At 63.9% G+C, this 20,305-nt stretch carries 22 protein-coding genes; 9 read left to right on the top strand and 13 right to left on the bottom strand.

What is annotated here, in order from left to right; genetic code table 11:
• Positions 1-129 precede the first annotated feature (129 nt).
• From gltX to folC, 6 genes are all read right to left on the bottom strand, one after another.
• A complete protein-coding gene (gene gltX, locus ABWP92_RS04725) occupies positions 130-1,536 on the bottom strand; it encodes a glutamate--tRNA ligase (protein ID WP_353234203.1) in 1,407 nt (468 codons plus the stop codon).
• 84 nt (positions 1,537-1,620) lie between these two features.
• On the bottom strand, positions 1,621-2,835 hold the full coding sequence (locus tag ABWP92_RS04720) for an O-succinylhomoserine sulfhydrylase (RefSeq protein ID WP_353234202.1): 1,215 nt from the start codon (positions 2,833-2,835) through the stop codon (positions 1,621-1,623).
• A 133-nt stretch (positions 2,836-2,968) separates the two neighbouring features.
• Positions 2,969-4,450 carry an amidophosphoribosyltransferase gene (gene purF, locus ABWP92_RS04715; protein WP_353234201.1) on the bottom strand — a complete coding sequence of 494 codons (1,482 nt, stop codon included), beginning with the start codon at positions 4,448-4,450 and terminating at the stop codon, positions 2,969-2,971.
• A gap of 99 nt (positions 4,451-4,549) precedes the next feature.
• Positions 4,550-5,038 carry a CvpA family protein gene (locus ABWP92_RS04710; RefSeq protein ID WP_353234200.1) on the bottom strand — a complete coding sequence of 163 codons (489 nt, stop codon included), beginning with the start codon at positions 5,036-5,038 and terminating at the stop codon, positions 4,550-4,552.
• Positions 5,039-5,067: 29 nt separating this feature from the next.
• A complete protein-coding gene (locus ABWP92_RS04705) occupies positions 5,068-5,976 on the bottom strand; it encodes an SPOR domain-containing protein (RefSeq protein WP_353234199.1) in 909 nt (302 codons plus the stop codon).
• Between the two features lie 14 nt (positions 5,977-5,990).
• A complete protein-coding gene (gene folC, locus ABWP92_RS04700) occupies positions 5,991-7,316 on the bottom strand; it encodes a bifunctional tetrahydrofolate synthase/dihydrofolate synthase (RefSeq protein ID WP_353234198.1) in 1,326 nt (441 codons plus the stop codon).
• Between the two features lie 47 nt (positions 7,317-7,363).
• On the opposite strand from folC, the gene ABWP92_RS04695 reads away from it, so the two are divergent.
• From ABWP92_RS04695 to ABWP92_RS04675, 5 genes are all read left to right on the top strand, one after another.
• Positions 7,364-7,738 carry an arsenate reductase gene (locus ABWP92_RS04695; protein ID WP_353234197.1) on the top strand — a complete coding sequence of 125 codons (375 nt, stop codon included), beginning with the start codon at positions 7,364-7,366 and terminating at the stop codon, positions 7,736-7,738.
• 150 nt (positions 7,739-7,888) lie between these two features.
• Positions 7,889-8,629 (top strand): glycine zipper 2TM domain-containing protein, encoded by a 741-nt coding sequence (locus ABWP92_RS04690; protein WP_353234196.1) that lies wholly within the window; start codon positions 7,889-7,891, stop codon positions 8,627-8,629.
• A gap of 158 nt (positions 8,630-8,787) precedes the next feature.
• Positions 8,788-9,105, top strand: a complete 318-nt coding sequence (gene ppnP, locus ABWP92_RS04685) for a pyrimidine/purine nucleoside phosphorylase (protein WP_353234195.1) — start codon at positions 8,788-8,790, stop codon at positions 9,103-9,105.
• Positions 9,106-9,156: 51 nt separating this feature from the next.
• Positions 9,157-10,500, top strand: a complete 1,344-nt coding sequence (argG, locus tag ABWP92_RS04680; RefSeq protein WP_353234194.1) for an argininosuccinate synthase — start codon at positions 9,157-9,159, stop codon at positions 10,498-10,500.
• Positions 10,501-10,690: 190 nt separating this feature from the next.
• Positions 10,691-11,140: a hypothetical protein gene (locus tag ABWP92_RS04675; protein ID WP_353234193.1), complete on the top strand. Its 450-nt coding sequence runs from the start codon at positions 10,691-10,693 to the stop codon at positions 11,138-11,140.
• Positions 11,141-11,214: 74 nt separating this feature from the next.
• On the opposite strand, the gene murB is transcribed toward ABWP92_RS04675, so the two are convergent.
• Positions 11,215-12,288 carry a UDP-N-acetylmuramate dehydrogenase gene (gene murB / locus ABWP92_RS04670; protein WP_353234192.1) on the bottom strand — a complete coding sequence of 358 codons (1,074 nt, stop codon included), beginning with the start codon at positions 12,286-12,288 and terminating at the stop codon, positions 11,215-11,217.
• A gap of 66 nt (positions 12,289-12,354) precedes the next feature.
• Here murB and ABWP92_RS04665 point away from each other — a divergent pair, with 66 nt between their 5' ends.
• The 3 genes from ABWP92_RS04665 to ABWP92_RS04655 are packed head-to-tail and all read left to right on the top strand — an operon-like array spanning position 12,355 to position 14,550.
• Positions 12,355-12,840 carry a YajQ family cyclic di-GMP-binding protein gene (locus ABWP92_RS04665; protein ID WP_353234191.1) on the top strand — a complete coding sequence of 162 codons (486 nt, stop codon included), beginning with the start codon at positions 12,355-12,357 and terminating at the stop codon, positions 12,838-12,840.
• Between the two features lie 18 nt (positions 12,841-12,858).
• Positions 12,859-13,527 (top strand): retropepsin-like aspartic protease family protein, encoded by a 669-nt coding sequence (locus tag ABWP92_RS04660; protein WP_353234190.1) that lies wholly within the window; start codon positions 12,859-12,861, stop codon positions 13,525-13,527.
• A 15-nt stretch (positions 13,528-13,542) separates the two neighbouring features.
• Complete coding sequence (locus ABWP92_RS04655; RefSeq protein ID WP_353234189.1) at positions 13,543-14,550, top strand: HD-GYP domain-containing protein; 1,008 nt, start codon at positions 13,543-13,545, stop codon at positions 14,548-14,550.
• A 28-nt stretch (positions 14,551-14,578) separates the two neighbouring features.
• Here ABWP92_RS04655 and ABWP92_RS04650 read toward each other — a convergent pair whose 3' ends face one another.
• Both ABWP92_RS04650 and ABWP92_RS04645 read right to left on the bottom strand, forming a co-directional pair.
• Entirely contained in the window at positions 14,579-14,923 is a 345-nt protein-coding gene (locus tag ABWP92_RS04650; protein WP_353234188.1) for an RnfH family protein, read from the bottom strand.
• The gene (locus ABWP92_RS04645; protein WP_353234187.1) at positions 14,916-15,356 is read right to left on the bottom strand and encodes a type II toxin-antitoxin system RatA family toxin; all 441 of its coding nucleotides are present in this window, start codon (positions 15,354-15,356) and stop codon (positions 14,916-14,918) included. Before ABWP92_RS04645 ends, ABWP92_RS04650 begins: the two co-directional genes overlap by 8 nt.
• Positions 15,357-15,519: 163 nt before the next feature.
• On the opposite strand from ABWP92_RS04645, the gene smpB reads away from it, so the two are divergent.
• Complete coding sequence (smpB, locus tag ABWP92_RS04640; RefSeq protein WP_353234186.1) at positions 15,520-15,993, top strand: SsrA-binding protein SmpB; 474 nt, start codon at positions 15,520-15,522, stop codon at positions 15,991-15,993.
• 101 nt (positions 15,994-16,094) lie between these two features.
• On the opposite strand, the gene ABWP92_RS04635 is transcribed toward smpB, so the two are convergent.
• The 4 genes from ABWP92_RS04635 to ABWP92_RS04620 all read right to left on the bottom strand — a co-directional run bounded on the left by ABWP92_RS04635 (position 16,095) and on the right by ABWP92_RS04620 (position 20,170).
• Positions 16,095-17,186 carry an enoyl-CoA hydratase/isomerase family protein gene (locus ABWP92_RS04635; RefSeq protein WP_353234185.1) on the bottom strand — a complete coding sequence of 364 codons (1,092 nt, stop codon included), beginning with the start codon at positions 17,184-17,186 and terminating at the stop codon, positions 16,095-16,097.
• 196 nt (positions 17,187-17,382) lie between these two features.
• Positions 17,383-18,309: a Bug family tripartite tricarboxylate transporter substrate binding protein gene (locus ABWP92_RS04630; protein ID WP_353234205.1), complete on the bottom strand. Its 927-nt coding sequence runs from the start codon at positions 18,307-18,309 to the stop codon at positions 17,383-17,385.
• 133 nt (positions 18,310-18,442) lie between these two features.
• Complete coding sequence (locus tag ABWP92_RS04625; RefSeq protein ID WP_353234184.1) at positions 18,443-18,955, bottom strand: MaoC family dehydratase; 513 nt, start codon at positions 18,953-18,955, stop codon at positions 18,443-18,445.
• A 27-nt stretch (positions 18,956-18,982) separates the two neighbouring features.
• A complete protein-coding gene (locus ABWP92_RS04620) occupies positions 18,983-20,170 on the bottom strand; it encodes a CaiB/BaiF CoA transferase family protein (RefSeq protein WP_353234183.1) in 1,188 nt (395 codons plus the stop codon).
• Positions 20,171-20,305 lie beyond the last annotated feature (135 nt).

The following is a 20,305-nucleotide window of genomic DNA, read 5'->3' as shown; positions in this document are numbered from 1 at the left end:
ACCGATGACCTCTTGCATGCCATGCAAGCGCTCTCCCAGCTGAGCTATACCCCCACAATTCCCTGCAGCCGACATCGCTTAATTACTTAACCGTCGTCATCTGCTGAGCTTTGAATTATATACAGGTTTTCAGGCGCTTTTCAAATTCCTCAAAACTTTTTCACGCCCGAGAAGTTCAAGCACCGCATCGACCGATGGCGTGTGCGCCGTACCCAGCACGAGCACCCGGACCGGCATCGCGAGCTGGGGCATTTTCGCGCCCTGCTCTTTCAGCACCTGCTTGATGGCGGCGCTGATGGCATCCTTGCTCCAGTCGATCTGCTCGATCGCGGCGGCAAAGGCGGCCAGCAGCGGCCTGGCGGATTCGGTGACGTGCTTGGCATAGTCTTCCGCATTGCGCTGCACGCCATCCAGATAGAAAAGCCGGGCCCAGTTCGCCAGGTCTACCAGTGTCTCGCAGCGGTCCTTGAACAGGCCGCAGATGCGCACGAAACGGTCATCCGCGTCGATCTGCGCTTCGGGCACTCCGACGCGGACGAGAAACGGCCTGGCCAAGGCGGCCAGCTCGCCGTCATCCATGGCTTTCAGGTGCTGGGCATTCACCCAGCGCAGCTTGGCCTCGTCGAACTGGCCTGCGCTACGACCCAGATGGTCCAGGTTGAACCACTCAAGGAATTGCTGGCGCGAGAAGATCTCATCGTCGCCATGGCTCCAGCCCAAGCGGGCGAGATAGTTCACCATGGCATCGGGCAGATAGCCTTCGTCGCGGTACTGCGTGACGGCCTTTGCGCCATTGCGCTTGCTCATCTTCTCGCCCTGCTCGTTGAGCACGGTCGGCAGATGCGCGAACACCGGCACCGTGGCGCCCAGCGCCTCGAAGATGTGGATCTGGCGCGGCGTATTGTTGACGTGGTCATCGCCCCGGATCACGTGGGTGATGTTCATGTCCATATCGTCCACGCACACGCAGAAGTTGTACGTGGGCGTTCCATCGGGTCTGGCGATCACCAGATCGTCGAGTTCGGAGTTCTGGAATTCGATGCGGCCCTTGCACTTGTCGTCCCAGCCGACCACGCCCGTCAGCGGAGTCTTGAAGCGCAGCACCGGCTTCACGCCTTCGGGAACCGGCGGCAGGACCTTGCCGTCCTCGGGGCGCCATGTGCCGTCGTAGCGCGGTTTTTCCTTGGCGGCCATCTGCCTTTCGCGCAAGGCATCCAGCTCCTCCATGCTCATATAGCAGGGATAGACGTAACCCTTCGCCTGCAGTTGGGCGAGCACTTCCTTGTAGCGGTCCATGCGCTGCATCTGGTAGAACGGGCCTTCATCGTGATCGAGCTTCAGCCATGCCATGCCTTCCAGAATCACATCGACGGATGCCTGCGTGGAGCGCTCCAGGTCGGTGTCTTCAATGCGCAGGATGAAGTCTCCCTGGTTGGCGCGCGCGAAGGCCCATGGGTAAAGGGCCGAGCGAATGTTGCCCAGATGGATGAACCCCGTCGGCGACGGTGCGAATCGTGTGCGTACTTTGGTAGTCATTTCAATATCCATTGCCCCATGCTGGATGCGCCAAGCTCGCCGTCTTCCTTGAGAGACAGGGGGCGCATCCGCACGAAGGCTGTGTCATTTCAAGCTGTCCAGCCCTCGGGAGAGGTCAGCCTTGAGATCGTCCAGGTGTTCAAGCCCCACGGAGATGCGGATGAGGCCCTGCCCCACGCCCGCTGCCTGGCGCTGCTCTTCGGTCAGGCGGCCATGGGACGTGCTAGCCGGGTGCGTGATGGTGGTTTTCACGTCGCCCAGATTGGCGGTAATGCTGCACACGCGCGTGCTGTCCACGACGTGGAAAGCATTGGCGCGCAATTGCTCGGCCGAGCCGCCAATCACGTCGAATGCCAGCACGGCGCCGCCCATGCCATTTTGCTGGCGCATGGCAAGCTCATGCTGCGGGTGGCTCTCGAGTCCCGGAAAATGCACGCGCGCCACCTTGGGGTGCGATTCCAGCCATGTCGCCAATTCAAGCGCCGCGGCGCTCTGCGCCTTCACCCGGATCGCCAGTGTCTCAAGGCCCTTCAGGACCACCCAGGCGTTGAACGGCGCAAGATTCAGGCCGCCGCTGCGCAAAAACGTGCCCATCACCTTATCGACCAGCGCAACAGTGCCGCACACCGCGCCCGCCATCACGCGGCCCTGGCCATCCAGGAACTTTGTGCCGGAATGCACCACCAGATCGGCGCCGAATTTGACGGGCTGCTGCAGCACGGGTGACGCAAAGCTGTTGTCCACGGCCAGCAGCGCGCCGTTGGCGTGGGCCACTTCCGCCAACGCGGCGATGTCGCACAGATCGGTCAGAGGATTGGTCGGCGTCTCGGCAAACAACAGCCTGGTGTTGGGGCGCACGGCGCTCTTCCATGCCTGAACGTCGGTCTGCGCGACAAAGGTGGTCTCCACGCCAAAACGCGCCATCTCCGTGCCCAGCAGCTTGATGGTGGAGCCGAACATCGACTGCGAGCAGATCACGTGGTCGCCCGCCTTCAGCGCGGTGAGCGCCACCAGCAGGATCGCCGACATGCCGGTGGTCGTGGCCACGGCGCATTCCGTGCCTTCCATGGCCGCCAGGCGTTTCTCGAAGCTCGTGACCGTCGGATTGCTGGTACGGCTGTAGGTATAGCCATCTTCCTGCGCGGCAAAGCGGCGGGCCGCCGTTTCGCAATCCGGCTGAACGAAGCTGCTCGTCATGTAAAGCGCTTCGCTGTGCTCGCCCCACTGGCTGCGCTCGATCGCCTCGCGCACGGCGAGCGTATCTGGATGCAGGCCCTGCGGCAATGTTCTGTCGGTCACGGTAAATCCTTCCGGTCATTCTCTGGGCCGCCGATGCCCGTCATCGGCGGCAGCGCGCCATCATGAAAATCCATGCGCGCCTCAAATCCCTTGCCTGGGCTGCGCTCATTTGCGCGGCCCCGCGGCTCGGCTCTCAGGCGAGTGCCGCGTCCTCGTCGTCTTCCAGGTTCTCGTTGCGGCCCGCGTTGATCGCGTTGATCTCCCCATCCGAGATATCTCCGGTGATGTACTCGCCGTCAAAACACGAGGCCTCGAAGCCCTGCACGTTCGGATTGATCTTGCCCACGGCCTGCTTCATCGCATCCACGTCCTGATAGATCAGCGCGTCGCAGCCGATCACCTGGCGGATTTCCTCCACCGTACGGTCGTGGGCCACCAGTTCGGTCTTGGTGGGCATGTCGATGCCATAGACGTTCGGGTAGCGCACCGGAGGCGCTGCCGAGGCCAGGTACACCTTCACGGCGCCAGCGTCGCGGGCCATCTGCACGATTTCCTTGGAGGTCGTGCCGCGCACGATCGAGTCGTCCACCAGCAGCACGCGGCGGCCCTTGAACTCGCTGCCGATGGCGTTGAGTTTCTGGCGGACCGACTTCTTGCGCGTGGACTGGCCGGGCATGATGAAGGTGCGGCCCACGTAGCGGTTCTTCACGAAGCCTTCTCGGTACGGAATACCCAGGAGCTGAGCGAGCTGCATGGCGCTCGGGCGGCTCGACTCGGGGATCGGGATGATCGCGTCGATCTGGTTGGGCGGCACGGTGGAGATCACGCGCTTGGCGAGCGTCTCGCCCATGTTCAGCCGCGCCTGATAGACCGAGATACCGTCCATCACGGAATCCGGACGAGCCAGGTACACGTACTCGAACACGCAGGGATGGAGCATTGTCGACTCGGCGCATTGCTGCGTCTCGATACGGCCATCGTCGTGAATGAAGACGGCCTCGCCCGGCGCGATGTCGCGCTCGAGCTGATGCAAGGTGCCTTCCAGCGCCACGGACTCGCTGGCCAGCATGACCGTGCCGTCAGCGCTCCTGCCCATGCACAGCGGACGGATGCCGTAGGGGTCGCGGAACGCAAGCAGGCCGTACCCGGCAATCAATGCGATCACGGCATACGAGCCCTTCAGGCGCTTGTGCACCTCGCGCACGGCCCGGAACACGTCCTCGCTCTTGAGCGGCGCGCCGCTCGTTGCGCGCGCCAGCTCATGCGCGAGCACGTTCACCAGGACCTCGGAGTCGCTCTCCGTATTGGTGTGGCGGAAATCGGTGCTCACCAGTTCCTCGCGCAATTGACGGGCATTGGTGAGATTGCCGTTGTGCACCATGTAGATGCCGAAGGGCGCGTTCACATAAAAGGGCTGCGCCTCTTCTTCGCTCGACGCATTACCCGCCGTGGGATAGCGCACCTGGCCCAGCCCCACATTGCCCGGCAGCGCGCGCATGTTGCGGGTGCGGAATACGTCTCGCACCATGCCCTTCGCCTTGTGCATGAAGAACTTGCGCCCTTCCTGCGTGACGATGCCCGCCGCGTCCTGGCCGCGATGCTGAAGCAGCAGCAGCGCGTCATAGATCAGCTGATTGACAGGGGCCGTACTGACCACACCGACGATTCCACACATATTCGGTTTCCATTCTCTGGCGGAGGACCATCCGCCGAACACTCACAAAAACTTCCCGGGATCTCGCGGGACCCTCGATTGTCGCCGCCTTTTCATCATTCAGGCGGGCAGCCTCGCCATCACACCGGCGGGCAAAAGCGGTTTGGCCACGCCCAGTGCCGCCTCCAATATGGAGGCAGCGTGCGAGGTTTTCCACCATGGCTCTTCATGCATCGGCGTCCATTCGACAACGGCGGCGAACACCAGCAGCACGATCACGCCGCGCAGCAGGCCGAACAGCCCGCCAAGCGCACGGTCCGCGGGCCGGAGGCCCATCGCCTCGATCAGCTTTTTCATGAGAAACGCCACAAAGCTGCAGCCAAAGACCGCCACCACGAATACCAATACGAAGCCGGCCGCATGCCGCCACATCGGGTCGCTGTCCTTCATCGGAAGCAGATCGCCCATGTCGGCGGCGAACCACTGTGCGACGAAAAACGCGATCACCCAGCTCGCCAGCGAAAGCAGCTCGAACACCAGCCCGCGCCACGCCCCTATCACGAGCGAAGCGCCCAGCACTGCGATGCATAACCAATCCAGAGCGGCCATGCGCAACTCCGCTCAGTTCATCCGTCCCATCACAAAGGGATCACCGAAGCCGGCAGGCCCAGCCCCTTGATACGGCCAGCCGCCTTGTCGGCATCGGCGCGTCCGTTGAACGGACCGACGCGTACGCGCGTGCGCTTCCCATCCTTGGTATCGATGGTCTGCGTGAAGGCCTTGAGACCGGCGCCGGAGAGCTTGTCCCGCACGTCCCTGGCCTTGTCCGCATCGGCGAAGGCTCCCACCTGGACGATGAAGCGGCCTTCGGCCTTGGCCGCCGGCGCGGCGGAGCCGGATGAAGAGCCGGAATCTCGGCCCTCCAGCAGCGCGCGGGCGCGCGCGGCATCGTCGGCGCGGGTTTTGGGTTCCGGCTTTTTGGGCTCCGGCTTTGGCTCCGGCTTGGGTTCGGGTTTTGCCTCTCGCCTGGGTTCGGGCTTGGGCTCTGGTTTGTGCTCGGGCTTGGGCTCCGGTTTCACTTCAGGCTTTGCCTCGGGCTTCGGCGCCTGGGCCGCCGGCGTGGGAGCCGGAGGCGGCTTCACCTCGGGAGCTGGCGCGGGCGCGGGCGCCGGGGCAGGCGTCGAGACGATTTCCTCACCGTCGGACAGGCCGGCATCGGGCGTTGAAGATCCCGCAAGCGAACCGCCTGCCGCCGAAGCGCCCCCGGCCGAAGAGCCTGGGACGACCAGCGGAGCGACATCGTTGCGGTCCGGCGCATCGGTCGACAAATTGACCGGCACCGGGCGCGGCTTGGTGTCGAACAGCCAGGTGAAGCCGACAACGCCGATCACCACCAGCACGGCGGCGCCGATCAGGCGATGGCGTGCACGGCGGCGCATCACCTCGACGCTTTCAGCCTGCGCCGCCACGCGTGAGCGCCGGGCAGCCTTGCCTCCATTCGTGTCTTTCTCTTTGCTACCTGACCAGGGAAACTTGATAAATGCCATGAGTTATGGACTCGTTATGCACCCAGATGCTTGGCTGGCAAACGAGGCGTGCCGTGCTGAAGAACACCGCCCACTGTGTAGAACGAGCCAAAGACCACGATTCTATCAGCCGGGTCGGCGGCCTTCATTGCTGCTTGTAACGCGGCTTCGGGGTTCTCATGCAGCGAGGTTTTCACATCCCTCCTGGTGCCCGCCACCATCTGGACGGCGTTCCACTTCTGCTGCAAATGGGCCGCGGTGTCGGCGCGCGGCGTGGGCAGATCGGTGAAATACCAGCGATCGATCAGCGGGCCGATCTTGGCCAGCATGGGAGTGAGATCCTTGTCCGCCATCGCGCCAAACACGGCGTGCGTGACCGGGAAATAGCCCATGGCGTCCAGATTGGCGGTGAGCGCCGCCACCGAATGCGGGTTGTGCGCCACATCCAGCACCATCGCCGGCTGGCCGGGAATGATCTGGAAACGGCCCGGCAGCTCGACCATCGCCAGCCCCGTGCGCACGGCTTGCGCAGTGACCGGCAGCTTGCTGCGGATGGCTTCGAGCGCAGCCAGCGCGCCCGATGCGTTCACCAACTGATTGGCGCCGCGCAGCGACGGGTAAGCCAGCCCGGCGTACCGGCGGCCGCGGCCTGCCCAGGCCCACTGCTGCTTGTCGCCGGAAAAATTGAAATCGTGGCCGAAGCGCCAGAGATCCGCGCCGATGGCCGTCGCATGATCGATCACGCTTTGCGGCGCCATCGGATCGCTGACCACGGCGGGCTTGCCCGGGCGCATGATGCCGGCCTTCTCGCGGCCTATGCTTTCGCGGTCCGGGCCGAGGAATTCCATGTGGTCGAGATCGATGCTGGTGATGACCGCGCAATCCGCATCGACGATGTTCGTGGCATCCAGGCGTCCGCCCATGCCGACCTCCAGGATCGCCACGTCCAGCCTGGAAATGCTCAAAAGGCGCAGGATCGCCAGCGTCGTGAACTCGAAATAGGTCAGCGGCACTTCCTTGCCGCCCAGCACCCGCGCCTGTTCGACCGCGGCGAACTGCTCGACCAGTTGCGCGGCGGTGACGATTTCGCCATGCACGCGGCAGCGCTCCTCGAAATGCACCAGGTGCGGCGACGTGAAGACGCCCGGCCGGTAGCCCGCCTGCAGCGCCACGGCCTCCAGCATGGCGCAGGTCGAACCCTTGCCGTTGGTGCCCGCCACCGTGATCACGGGGCAGTCGAAATGCAATCCGAGCCGGCGTGCCACCTCGCCCACGCGCTCCAGGCCCATTTCGATATTGCGGGGATGAAGGCTTTCGCAATAGCTCAGCCAGCCGTCCAAAGTATCAGGAAGATTGTGCATACAGCCCATGATTGTCGCCTACGCCGGCATGAGCGATGATCCGGCACATGAGTACCCCCACAATCATCATCTACGGCATCCCCAACTGCGACACCGTGAAGAAGGCCCGCGCCTGGCTCACGGAGCAAGGGGTGGATTACCAGTTCCACGACTTCAAGAAGCAGGGCGTGCCAGCCGGGCGCCTGCCCGGCTGGCTCCAGGCCGTTGGCCGCGACAAGCTGCTCAACACCCGCGGAACCACGTGGCGCAAGCTGGACGCCGATGTACAGGCCCGCGCCGGGGACGACGCCGGCGCCATGGGCGTCATGCAGGAGCATCCCTCCGTCATCAAGCGCCCGGTGGCCGAATGGGACGGCAAGGCATCCGGCCGCGTGAGCGTCGGATTCGATGTCGGCCAATGGAACGAATTGCTCAAGGCCTGATCCCACGGAAGATGAAAACATCGACGGCGGCGCTTTACGAAGCTTTACGCCGCCGTTGACTGTTTTTGACGCCGCGCGCCTAAACTTTTTCCTGTCTGGCGCGTTGAGAACGGCAATACGTTCCAAGCGTTCAGCAAGGAGTTTGCGCTCATGAACAAGTTCATCACCCTCACGGTTTCCGGCGCTTGCGCCGTCTGCGCCGCCACTGCCTTCGCACAGGAGCAGGGGCGCGTGCTATCGGCCATCCCGGTGATGCAGCAAGTCGCCATTCCGCAGCAGGTCTGCAACAACGAGATGGTCTACGCCCAGCGCCAACCCAGCGGCGCGGGCGCCATACTGGGCGCGGTCGTCGGCGGCCTGGCGGGCAGCGCCATCGGCGGCGGCTCCGGCCGCGCCGCGGCCACGGCGCTCGGCGCATTCGGCGGCTCCATCGTCGGCAACAACGTCGAGGCCGGGCCTCCGGGCTATGTTCCCATGCAGCGCTGCGGCATGCAGACCTACTACGAGAATCGCACCGTCGCCTACGACGTGACGTACGAATACGCCGGCCGCCGCTACACCACCCGCACGCAGTACGACCCCGGCCCATGGATTCCGCTATCGGTGCAGCCCGCCCAGGGCGCATATGGCGCCCCCGGCCCCTACCAGGGCTACGGCCAGGATCCGTACTCCTATCGGCAACCCGCCCGGCCGCAGGCCTATCACGGCAGCGGTTACTACGACGATGGCGGCTACCAGACTGGCGATTACAGCAACGGCGGCTACTACGGCAGCGGCAGCCAGCCGCAACCCGGCGTGGTCGTCACGGGCCCGACGGATACCTACACCGCTCCCGTGACCAGCGGAGCCATCGAATACCGCAACGCCCGTGGCGAGCTTTACCACCCATGATCCGGGCGTTGCCCACGACGAGAAAAAGGAGCCTTTCGCGGCTCCTTTTTCTTGCCCGAATGAAAAAAGGCAATCCGCACAAAACCACGGTCTCCGCGCGGAAGCCTAGAATCAAGGGTTTGATCCCTTTTTTTCATCCACCGACTTCATCGCATTTCATGACCACCGAAACGATTGATGGCATTTCCGTCACCACCAAGGCCAATGTTTACTTCGACGGCAAGTGCGTGAGCCACAACATCACCTATCCCGACGGCACCAGGAAATCCGTTGGCGTGGTGCTGCCCGCGACGCTCACTTTCGGCACGGGCGCGCCCGAAATCATGGAATGCGTGGGCGGCTCCTGCGAATACCGGCTCGAGGGCTCCGAGCAATGGCTCTCCGCCGGTCCGGGCGAGAAGTTCAGCATCCCGGGCAATTCCAAATTCGACATCCGCGTGACCGAGTCCTACCACTACATCTGCCACTACGGCTGATGGGCAGGCGCATTCGCGCCAACGCACGTTCCTACTTTCACAGATAACAACATGGCAAACATTCTGCAAAACCTGCCCGTCGGCCAGAAGGTCGGCATCGCTTTCTCCGGTGGCCTGGACACCAGCGCCGCGCTGCGCTGGATGAAAAACAAGGGAGCCCTGCCCTACGCCTACACCGCCAACCTCGGCCAGCCCGACGAAGAGGACTACGACGCCATTCCCCGCAAGGCGATGGAGTACGGCGCCGAGAAGGCCCGGCTGATCGACTGCCGCACGCAGCTCGCCAACGAAGGCATCGCCGCCATCCAGGCCGGCGCGTTCCATATCTCCACCGGCGGCATCACCTACTTCAACACCACGCCCCTGGGCCGCGCAGTGACAGGCACGATGCTGGTGGCCGCGATGAAGGAAGACGACGTCAACATCTGGGGCGACGGCAGCACGTTCAAGGGCAACGACATCGAGCGCTTCTACCGCTACGGCCTGCTGACCAACCCGGACCTGAAGATCTACAAGCCCTGGCTCGACCAGCGCTTCATCGACGAACTCGGCGGCCGCTCCGAAATGTCGGAATACATGCGCCAGGCCGGCTTCGACTACAAGATGTCGGCTGAAAAGGCCTACTCCACCGACTCCAACCTGCTGGGCGCCACCCACGAGGCCAAGGACCTGGAGCACCTGAACTCCGGCATCCGCATCGTCAAGCCCATCATGGGCGTCGCCTTCTGGCGCGACGACGTCGCCGTCAAGGCCGAGGAAGTCACCGTCCGCTTCGAGGAAGGCCAGCCGGTCGCCCTGAACGGCGTGGAATACAGCGACCCGGTCGAACTGATGCTCGAAGCCAACCGCATCGGCGGCCGCCACGGCCTGGGCATGAGCGACCAGATCGAAAACCGCATCATCGAAGCCAAGAGCCGCGGCATCTACGAAGCCCCCGGCATGGCCCTGCTGCACATTGCCTACGAGCGTCTGGTGACCGGCATCCACAACGAAGACACCATCGAGCAGTACCGCATCAACGGCCTGCGCCTGGGCCGCCTGCTGTACCAGGGCCGCTGGTTCGACCCCCAGGCCATCATGCTGCGCGAAACCGCCCAGCGCTGGGTGGCCCGCGCCGTCACCGGCACCGTGACACTCGAGCTGCGCCGTGGCAACGACTACTCGATCCTGAATACCGAGTCGCCGAACCTGACCTACGCGCCGGAACGCCTGTCCATGGAAAAGGTGGAAGATGCGCCGTTCAGCCAGGCCGACCGCATTGGCCAGCTGACCATGCGCAACCTGGACATCGTCGATACCCGCGACAAGCTGCGCGTATACGCCGAGGCCGGCCTGCTGTCCCTGGGCGGCAATGCCCCGCTGGCCCAACTCAATGACGCAGGCAAGAAGAAATAATCCTCATTGGCCCGGCCCCCTGCCGGCGCCCGCAGGCCGCCCCTTTCGAGGGCGGCTTTTTCTTTTTCGCTGGGCGGCATCCGGTACTCTCGGTCGCGCTGTGGAGAATGTGTAACAGGGGCCGTTACCCATGCCATGCGAGACAGCGCTACAGTGAGGAGTTCGAAACAACGGAAAGTCAGGATTCCTCGTGAAGATTCGCATCCCAGCATTTGTCGCCGCCGCGCTTGTGGCAGGTTTTGCAGGCACGCCGGCCATGGCCGCAGACGATGCCGCCTCGGCCCCCGCGCCGGCCGCGCAGACCGGCCCCAGCGATGCGGTGCAACAGGCGCTCGACAAGCGCGTGAAGAATGTGCTGGACTCGCTCGAAGGTATCGGCACCCCCTTGACCGCCAGCATGTTCTCCGCGGAATTCAACAAGCAGGCACCCGCCGAGCAGGTCCAGGCTGCCTTGAAGCAATTGCATGAAACCGTGGGTTCCTGCAAGCTCGCGGGGCGCGTGAAAAGCCCCGCGCCCAACGCCACCGCCTATCTCCTGGATTGCCAGAAGGCGTTCATCCCCGTGGAAATCGCGGTAGAGGAAAAGGCGCCGAACCGCATTGAAAGCCTGCTCTTCCGCGCCTCCTTCTGGCGCATGTAGCCACAAGCCCCACCAGGCCCGGAATGCCGCGCGGCGCGAAGCCGGCGCGGCATTTTCGCGTCGGCACCAAAGGCTCAGACCACGACAGGCTCGGGCTCCAGCCGGATGCCGAACCGCTCGTAGACGCTGGTCTGAATGGCCTTGGCCAGCGTCATCACCTCGCCGCCTGTCACGCTTTCCTCGCCCTGGCCGCGATTGACCAGCACCAGCGCCTGCCGTTCATAGACGCCCGCCTTGCCTATGGACTTGCCCTTCCAGCCGCAGGCGTCGATCAGCCAGCCCGCCGCGAGCTTGACCGACCCATCGGGCATCGGGTAGTGAACGATCCGGGGCTCACGCGCGATGATGTCGCTGCATTGGTATTCTGTGACCGTGGGATTCTTGAAGAAGCTCCCGGCATTTCCGATCACCGACGGATCCGGCAGCTTGGCGCGCCGGATCTCGCAGATCCAGTCGAATATCTGCCGTGGCGTGGGTTCGCTCACGCCGGTCTCCGCCATCTTGCGCTCAAGGTCGGCATAGCCCAGGTCCGGCTTCCACTGCTTGGGCAGGCGAAAGCGCACGCGGGTGATCACAGCCCTGCCCGCCAGCCCCATTCCACGCGGAAGATCGCTGTATTCGCCCGCGGCCGAGGGGGCGTGCTTGAAGATCGAATCCCGATAGCTGAAGGCGCATTGCGCCGCATCCAGCGAAAAGGTCTTGCCTGTGGCCAGATCGACCGCATCGAGCGAATCGAACCGGTCCTGCAGCTCTACCCCATAAGCGCCGATGTTCTGCACCGGAGCCGCGCCCACGGTGCCCGGAATCAGCGCCATGTTCTCCAGGCCCGGATAGCCATGGGCGACGGTCCAGGCCACCGCCTCATGCCAGACCTCGCCAGCGCCGGCCTCCACGATCCACGCCTTGTCGGTCTGCCCGGCCAGGCGCAGGCCCTTGATCTCCATCTTCAGCACCACCGGCTTCACATCGCCGGTGATCACGATATTGCTGCCGCCGCCCAGCACGAAGACCGGCAGCCCGGCCAGCGCGGGATTGGCGATCAGCGCCAGCACGTCGTCCTCCGATTGGACGCGCACGAGCGTGTGGGCCTTGGCAACGATGCCAAAGGTGTTGTATTGCTGGAGAGGAACGTTGTTCTCGACTAACATCGACCCAATTGTCGCACCCGGGGCCATGCCATCGGGTTTGTATACGGATTACCCAGAGCCCAAGTCATGCCATCTTTTGATACCGTCCTCGAAGCCAATTTCGTCGAAGTGAAGAACGCCGTGGAAAACACCGCCAAGGAAATCGGAACGCGTTTCGATTTCAAGGGCACGTCCGCCGGCATCGAGCTCAAGGACAAGGAGATCACCCTGTTCGGCGACGCCGAGTTCCAGCTCCAGCAGGTCGAGGACATCCTGCGCAACAAGCTCACCAAGCGCAACGTGGACGTGCGCTTCCTTGACATCGGCAAGCCGCAGAAGATCGGCGGCGACAAGCTCAAGCAGATCGTCAAGGTGCGCAACGGCATCGACAGCGAGAACGCCAAGAAGCTGCAGAAACTCATCAAGGAAAGCAAGCTCAAGCTGCAGGCCGCCATCCAGGAAGAAAAAGTGCGCGTGAGCGGAGCCAAGCGCGATGACCTGCAGGCCGCCATGGCGCTGATCCGCAAGGACGTGGCCGATCTGCCGCTGTCCTTCGACAACTTCCGCGACTGATTTCCCGGTCGCCGCGCCATGGGCAAAACACGCCTTCCTGCGGCCAGCGCACGCACCGCGCCGGCCATCGCATTGCTGCTCGCCAGCCTGGCAATGCCCGCCACGGCGCAGCAGGCCACGCTGGCGGGCATCCTGGGCAACCGGGCGCTGCTCGTCATCGATGGCAGCGCGCCGCGCACCCTTGGCGCGGGCGACTCCGCCTCCGGCATCAAGGTGCTGTCCGTTGCCGGCGACAGCGCGGTGATCGAGTTCGACGGAATCCGCCAGACACTGCGACTGGGCGACACCCCCGTGAACGTCAGCCCGCTGGCGGCCGCCGGCCGCCAGAAGCTGGTGCTCAAGGCGGATGCCCGCGGCCATTTCATGAACTCCGGCCAGATCAATGGCCAGGCCATGCGCTACCTGGTCGACACCGGCGCCACCACCGTGGCGCTCAGCCAGTCCGAAGCCCGGCGCATGGGGATTTCCTTCCAGAGCGGCCCGCGGGTCATGATCGGTACCGGCAACGGCAACGTGCAGGCGCACCATGTCGTGCTGCAAAGCGTTCGCGCCGGAGACATCGAAGTGCGCAACGTGGATGCGGTCGTCGTTCCGCAGGACATGCCCTATGTGCTCCTGGGAAACAGCTTCCTGAACGCCTTCCAGATGACACGCACCAACGACGAGATGGTGCTGGAAAGAAAGTAGCCTGGAGCCGCCGCCATGAGCCCGCCAACCGGCCCGCTGGCCGACTCCGGCCCCGCCAACCCCTACGAGGCATTGCTCGCGCAATGGAGCGACATGCAGGCCGCGCTGGGGTTCCTGCTGCACAAGCCGCTGCTGTCCGCCGATTTCACCGCCAAGGTACGCCAGTGCGATCAATGGCTGCAGGACCTGGTCGCGCAGGACATCGACGCCACGCTCTATCTGATCTTCCAGCTCGCCAGCGGCAACGGCACGGGCTACAGCGTCTCGCATGCGCTGGTGTGTGCCGCGCTCTGCCATATGCTCGCGCAGGAGCTGGGACTGCCAAGGCGCGAACGCGACTCGCTGGTGCGCGCGGCCTTCACCATGAACATCGGCATGACCCGGTTGCAGGACGAGCTGGCAGAGCGCGCCGACCCGATTTCCGCACAGCAGCAGAACGCCGTCGACCAGCACGCCAGGCATGGCACGGAGCTGCTCGAACAAGCCGGCGTGGACGATGCGCTGTGGCTTGCCTCGGTGGCCCAGCACCATGCCGCGCCGCGCCACCACGCTCGGGAGCCGCTCAGGAGCCTTCAGCCGCAGGAGCGCCTCACCCACATTCTGGCGACGGTCGATCGCTACGCCGCCTTCATCAGCCCCCGGCGTTCGCGCGCGGGCCGCAGCGCGACCGAATCCATCCGCACGCTGCTCGGAAAGAACGTGTCTTCCAACGACGAAGTGGGGTTCATGCTCCTGCGCACCATCGGCCTGTACCCGCCCGGAACGTTCGTCAAACTCGACAACGGGGACACGGCCATCGTGCTGCGCCGCGGCGAATCCAGCCACTTCCCGGTCGTTGCAAGCCTGCTCGACACCCGAGGCGAGGCCCATCCCGAGCCTGCGCTGCACTTCACATCGCAAGGCAAGCCCCATGTCGCCGGAGCGCTGCCCAGCAGCGCCGTGAGCATGGGCGCCAATCATCACACCATGGTGCGCATGGGGCTGATCGCGGCCAGCCGCCAGCCGGTTCCGGCCCACGCCTGAAACCGTTGAAGTCGCCCGGGACGCGGCGTCAGTAGCCGGATTTCGCCCCCGGCCTGCGCTTGGAAAACAGCCCCGCGCCGCGGCTGCCCTGGCTCGCGAAACGCTCGCGCCGCGCGACCTTGGGATCGACCTTGAGGCCCCGGCACCACTCCACCCGGTCCTGATCGCGCAGACGCCGCTGCAGCGTGGCATTGCGGCCCCAGATACTGGCTCCGTAGGCGGGATCGCCGGTGTCGATGCCGCAGGCATCGAGCGCATCCTGCGCGGTAGCGCCGGCCGGCAGTTCGAGCTGCCACTCGCATGTCTGGCGCGCCGCCCCGGAGGTCACGACGGTGACGCGCACGACGACGGCCCCCGCCTTTGCTTCAGCCATAGACCTTCTCGGCGCGCTCGATGAACGCGTCCACCATGGACGCGGCGATCTTGTCGAACACCGGGCCGACGATGGCGGAGAGGGTCAGGTTGTCGAATCCGTAGGCCAGCCGCAGCTCGACCTTGCAGGCCCGCTGCGAGCCATCGCCCACGGGATGGAAGAACCAGTCTCCTTCCAGCCTGGAAAACGGACCTTTCATCAGGCGCATGCCGACGCGGCGGTTCAACTCATGCGTATTGCGGGTGATGAACGACTTGCGAAAACCCGCCAGCGACATGCCGACCTCGGCGGTCATGCCCTGCCCGTCCTCTTCCAGCACCCTGGCGGAATCGCACCATGGCAGGAACTCGGGATACTTGGCCACATCGGTCACCAAATTGAACATTTCCTCGGGGCTGTACCAGATCAGGACGGTTTTGTTGACTGTTTTCATGAAAAATACTTTGCCAGATGCGCATTTGCCCGGCAGGCGAATACCCTCGATTGTCGGTGCCTGGGCAGCGCCGCAAGCCTCTGGGCCTAAAATCCAATAGTGCGAGACGACAAATATTGTAGAGAGGGCTTTATTACCTCCATGTGCGCCGCATCTATTCACTATGGCAAATAAACCTGACACTTCGTCGCGCATCGCGGATAACAAGAAGGCGAGCTTCAACTATTTCTTCGAGGAACGCTACGAGGCTGGCATGGTCCTGCACGGCTGGGAAGTGAAGGCGCTGCGCGAAGGGAAAGCCCAGTTGACCGACGGCTACGTCATCATCAAGGATGGCGAGTTGTACCTGATCGGCTGCCAGATCAACCCGCTCAAGACCGCCTCCACCCACGTCAACCCCGACGCCGCGCGCATCAAGAAGCTGCTGCTGCACAAGGAAGAGATCAAGCGGCTGATCGGCAAGGTCGAGCAAAAGGGCTATACGCTGGTACCCATCAACCTGCACTGGAAGGATGGCCGCGCGAAATGCGACATCGCGCTCGCCAAGGGCAAGGCCGAACACGACAAGCGCGACGTCATCAAGGACCGCGAAGGAAAGCGCGAAGTCGAACGCGCCATGAAGAGCCGCCATCGCTGATCGCCCTCACGTCCCTGCGGCAAGGCTCCGCGTGAAAACAGCTCCCTTGAGGAGCTGTTTTGCATTCCGGACGCGCGCGCTCCCGGGGAGCCGCGCGAGCGTTACCGGAGAAAAGCCAGCGGGTGCGAATGCGCTGGCCACGGGCTCTTGAAGAAGGCCTGCACCAATGCCGCATCCACGTCTTCCACCCGCGCGGGGTTCCACCTGGGCGCGTGATCCTTGTCCACGGCAAGCGCCCGAATGCCTTCGATGGTCTCGCTCTGGCCCGGGCGCAGGAAGAAGCAATGACGCACCATATCGCGCTCCATGCGCAGGTCTTCGGCCAGGCTCATCCCGCGCGCGCGCCGCACCTGCTCCAGCACCACCTCCAGCATCAGAGGCGAGCGCTTGCGCAACGCGGCGGCGGTCTTGCCGCACCACGCATCGCCGTCTTTCTCAAGCGCGGCGATGATGTCGAGCGCCGTGGGCAGCGCAAAAAACCTGTCGATATGTTCCCGGTTGCCGATCGCGCCCTCGCCCGCCGCGACGTACTGCGATTCGACCCACTTCTGGATCGCCGCGCCGTCTGCGAATTTCCCGCAGCCCAACTGCTCCCAGACGGCTGCCTGCCTGTCCGAAGGCATGAAGCCGTCCGCGAGCCCCGCAGCGATGGCGGATGCGCCATCGATCGTGTCGCCCGTCAGCGCCAGCCATTCGCCCACGCGCCCCGGACAGCGCGAGAGGAAGTAGCCGCCGCCCACATCCGGGAACAGCCCGATGATGGTTTCCGGCATGGCCATCTTGGTGCGCTCGGTGACGATGCGCGCCGAGCCGCCCTGGCTGATGCCCATCCCGCCACCCATGACGATGCCGTCCATGAAGGCGATGTAAGGCTTGCCGAATTCGAAAATCAGGTAGTTGAGCGCATATTCCTCGGTGAAGAAGTCCTCGAGTTCAGGATTGCCGGTGCTACCCGACTTGTGCAGGAAGCGGATGTCGCCACCGGCGCAGAACGCGCCGAACGGCCCCTCCTTGCCGTTGCCGCGAATCGCCACGGCCAGCACATTGTCATCCTTCTGCCACTTCAGCAGCACGTCCAGCAGATCGCGCACCATGCCCAGCGAGAGCGCGTTCAGCGCCTTGGCGCGATTGAGTGTGATGAATCCGACCTGGCCACGCACCTCGGTCAGAACTTCCGCCGCCATCTCCGTCATTTTTTCATCCTTCCAGGGAAAGCAAAGGTTATGCAGAACGGCAGCCGCGCTTGCGAACTTGCGAGCTGCGCCATGCCGTCCGTCTCAACCGAATAGTCTATATGCAAACCCTGCAACATCGTTCCAAATGGCGTGACATCAAATGAGCCATTTCATGCGCAATCCGCGACAACGCCGCCGGTTGCCCGGCAAGAAATCAATCCAGCGAGACACCCGTGCTCTTGACCACGGATGCCCAGCGCTTGAGCTCCTTCTGGATGTACTCGCCATACTCAGCGGGCGTCGAGCCAAGGGGCTCCGTGCTTTGGATCGCCAGCTTCTTGAGCACTTCGGGGTCCTTGAGCGCGTGGTTGAATGCCTGGTTGAGCCTGTCGATGACGTCCTGGGGCGTCTTCGCCGGAACCATCACGCCCTGCCACGCGCCCGACTCATAGCCCGTCATCCCGCTCTCCGCGAGCGTGGGAGCCTGCGGGAAATTGGGCAGCCGCCTGGGGGTGGAAACCGCCAGCAGCCTCAACTTGCCATCCTTGATGAAGGCCGAAACCGAATTGATGGTGTCGGTCAGAAAGTCGATCTGCCCCGCCACCAGATCCACGTCCGCAGGCGCGCTGCCCTTGTAGGGCACGTGGGTGGCCTCGATGCCGTAATGCTGCACGAACTGGTATGCGGCCAGGTGCGTCACATTGCCATTGCCAGCGGAGCCGTAGGAAACATTGCCTTTCTGGCTCTTTGCATGCTGCACGTATTCGGCAACGGTCTGGGCCTTGACCTTGTCCGGATTCACCACCAGGGCAAGCGGCACCACCGCGGTCAGCACCACGGGCGCCAGTTCGGTATTCAGGTTATAGCTGAGCTTCTTGTAGAGCGACGGACTCAACGCAATCGACGATGTGTTGTAGAGCACCGTATAACCATCGGCGGCGGCCTTGGCGACGTAGGCATTGCCAATGTTGCCGTTCGCTCCCGGCTTGTTGTCAACGATCACGGACTGCTTGAGCTGCTCGCCCACGCTCTGCGCCAGCACACGCGCCACCATATCGGTGGGGCCGCCCGGCGGGAACGGCACCACCAGTGTGATCGGCTTGTTCGGCCAGCCATCCGCCCATGCGGGCTGAACCCCCATGGCACCCGCCACTCCCAGCCCCGCCGCCAGCAATCGCATGACGAGCCTGCGGCGAGAAGCGGGCTGGGATGAAAATGGGAAATGATAGGTGTTGCTGCTCATTGTGCTGTCTCCTTGATATCGTGTTAAACAATCACTCTGTTGCCGAAACGCTCGGCGGCCTCCCCGCCAGGAGGCGGGTTGCCGTGTATTCCATGACCACCTCCTGCCGCTGGTTGTAGACGGTGATTTGCGACGTCACCACGGCGCGGTTGCTCTTGCTGGCCGGGCGGATCGCGGTGACCTCGACCAGGGCCTGCACCGAGTCGCCCACCACCACCGGCGCCAGGATCTTCTGGTGCAGTTCCAACATGGCAAGACCGGTGCCCTGAATCATCGATTGCAGGATGAAGCCTTCGATCAGCGTGTAAGTAAGCGCTCCCGGCACGGGCCGGCCCTTGATCGCGCCGTCCTCGAAGCCGGCATCGATGAAGAGCGCCTCCACCATGCCCGTCACGTTGATGAAGTTCACCAGATCGGTTTCGGTGACGGTGCGGCGGAACGTGCGCCACCGCTGGCCGACGGCGATGTCCTGCCAGTACACGCCCTGCCCCATGCGGGCAATGGAATCAAGCGTCTTCGGATCGGGCAAGGCGGATGAGGTCATTCGGAAGTTTCCTTGTGCTTTCTTTGATCAACTCTTGAGCGCGGCGATTTCCGCGTCACCCAGGCCCGCGCCCTTCAGCAGTTCATGCGTGTGCTCACCCAGGCGCGGCGGCATGGTGATGGGAGCCTGCCGCCCATCCATGCGCACGGAAGACCGGGGGAAGCGAATCTCGCCCATCGCGCGGTCCTTGATCGGCACGAAGAACTCCGTGGCCTTCAGATGCGCGTCATCCGGGAGCTGCTCCAGCCGCGCCACGGCGGCGGCGGGGATCTCCAGCCTGTCGCATACGCCGAGCCAGTGCGCCGTATCGTGCTCGATGACGAAACTACCTAACAAGGCCAGCAGCTCATCGATATTGCGCGTGCGCGCCGCCTGATCCGCATAGCGCTCGTCGCGGGCCAGCTCTGGCCGGCCCACCGATTCAAAGAAGCGCCGCCAGTGCAGATCGGTGTAGGGCATCATGCAGACGTAGCCGTCGCGCGTCTTGTAGGGCCTGCGCGATGCGGCCATCACACGGGGATAGCCGGGAGCGCTCAGCGGCGGATTGAAGTGCATGCCGTAGAAATGCTCCACCAGATTGAAGCCGACCATGGTTTCGTACATCGGCACCTCGACAAAACAGCCTACGCCCGTGCGCTCGCGCTGGAACAGCGCCGCCAGTATGGCGTGCGCTCCCACGAGCCCGCAGGTCTTGTCGGCGGCGATCGTCGGCAGATAGCGAGCCTGGCCGTTCTGGCGGTCCATCAGATCGGCCAGGCCGCTCATGCCCTGGATCACGTCGTCATATGCGGGCAGCCCCGCATATGGGCCGTCTTCTCCGAAACCGTGCAGCCCCACGTAGATCAGCCGGGGAAAGCGCTCGCGCAGCGTGTCCTTGTCCAGGCCCAGTTTCGCCAGTTTCTGCGGTCTCATGCTGTGCATGAACACGTCGGCGGTCGCCAGCAGCGCCAGCAGCGCCTGTTGCGCATCGGCCCGCTTGAGATCGAGCGCCACGCTCTTCTTGCTGCGGTTGCTGCCAAGAAACATGGCCGCCATGCCCTCTTCCAGCGCCGGTCCGGTGTGGCGCGTGGAGTCGCCCGACGGTGGCTCGATCTTGATGACCTCGGCACCATAATCGGCCAGCACCTGGCTGGCATAGGGGCCGAAAATCACGCTCGAAAGATCAAGAACACGCACGCCCTCCAACGGGCCCGCGTAGGGCGAATCTGCCTGCATCTGCACTGTCTCCTGCTGCGCCCCGAAGGTATGGAGGCGCGTGTTTGCAGGCCATTATTGGGAGGCGGTACATACCTGTCCAATTCTAAAAATCAAGATTTCGATACGAATCGGATATCAAACGAACGGCGGGGC

Origin of the sequence: Diaphorobacter ruginosibacter, from assembly GCF_040396215.1 — a bacterium.
GTDB lineage: Bacteria > Pseudomonadota > Gammaproteobacteria > Burkholderiales > Burkholderiaceae_C > Diaphorobacter_A > Diaphorobacter_A ruginosibacter_A.
Note: the sequence above shows the minus strand (reverse complement) of the source record. Positions and strands in the feature narration are given on the sequence as shown.

Bases quoted from the DNA above. Each gene is read 5' to 3' on its own strand.
- gltX (WP_353234203.1), bottom strand. From the start codon at position 1,536: ATGACTACCAAAGTACGCACACGATTCGCACCGTCGCCGACGGGGTTC.
- purF (WP_353234201.1), bottom strand. From the start codon at position 4,450: ATGTGTGGAATCGTCGGTGTGGTCAGTACGGCCCCTGTCAATCAGCTG.
- ABWP92_RS04710 (WP_353234200.1), bottom strand. From the start codon at position 5,038: ATGGCCGCTCTGGATTGGTTATGCATCGCAGTGCTGGGCGCTTCGCTC.
- ABWP92_RS04705 (WP_353234199.1), bottom strand. From the start codon at position 5,976: ATGGCATTTATCAAGTTTCCCTGGTCAGGTAGCAAAGAGAAAGACACG.
- folC (WP_353234198.1), bottom strand. From the start codon at position 7,316: ATGCACAATCTTCCTGATACTTTGGACGGCTGGCTGAGCTATTGCGAA.
- ABWP92_RS04695 (WP_353234197.1), top strand. From the start codon at position 7,364: ATGAGTACCCCCACAATCATCATCTACGGCATCCCCAACTGCGACACC.
- ABWP92_RS04690 (WP_353234196.1), top strand. From the start codon at position 7,889: ATGAACAAGTTCATCACCCTCACGGTTTCCGGCGCTTGCGCCGTCTGC.
- ppnP (WP_353234195.1), top strand. From the start codon at position 8,788: ATGACCACCGAAACGATTGATGGCATTTCCGTCACCACCAAGGCCAAT.
- argG (WP_353234194.1), top strand. From the start codon at position 9,157: ATGGCAAACATTCTGCAAAACCTGCCCGTCGGCCAGAAGGTCGGCATC.
- murB (WP_353234192.1), bottom strand. From the start codon at position 12,288: ATGTTAGTCGAGAACAACGTTCCTCTCCAGCAATACAACACCTTTGGC.
- ABWP92_RS04665 (WP_353234191.1), top strand. From the start codon at position 12,355: ATGCCATCTTTTGATACCGTCCTCGAAGCCAATTTCGTCGAAGTGAAG.
- ABWP92_RS04660 (WP_353234190.1), top strand. From the start codon at position 12,859: ATGGGCAAAACACGCCTTCCTGCGGCCAGCGCACGCACCGCGCCGGCC.
- ABWP92_RS04655 (WP_353234189.1), top strand. From the start codon at position 13,543: ATGAGCCCGCCAACCGGCCCGCTGGCCGACTCCGGCCCCGCCAACCCC.
- ABWP92_RS04650 (WP_353234188.1), bottom strand. From the start codon at position 14,923: ATGGCTGAAGCAAAGGCGGGGGCCGTCGTCGTGCGCGTCACCGTCGTG.
- ABWP92_RS04645 (WP_353234187.1), bottom strand. From the start codon at position 15,356: ATGAAAACAGTCAACAAAACCGTCCTGATCTGGTACAGCCCCGAGGAA.
- smpB (WP_353234186.1), top strand. From the start codon at position 15,520: ATGGCAAATAAACCTGACACTTCGTCGCGCATCGCGGATAACAAGAAG.
- ABWP92_RS04635 (WP_353234185.1), bottom strand. From the start codon at position 17,186: ATGACGGAGATGGCGGCGGAAGTTCTGACCGAGGTGCGTGGCCAGGTC.
- ABWP92_RS04630 (WP_353234205.1), bottom strand. From the start codon at position 18,309: ATGGGGGTTCAGCCCGCATGGGCGGATGGCTGGCCGAACAAGCCGATC.
- ABWP92_RS04625 (WP_353234184.1), bottom strand. From the start codon at position 18,955: ATGACCTCATCCGCCTTGCCCGATCCGAAGACGCTTGATTCCATTGCC.
- ABWP92_RS04620 (WP_353234183.1), bottom strand. From the start codon at position 20,170: ATGCAGGCAGATTCGCCCTACGCGGGCCCGTTGGAGGGCGTGCGTGTT.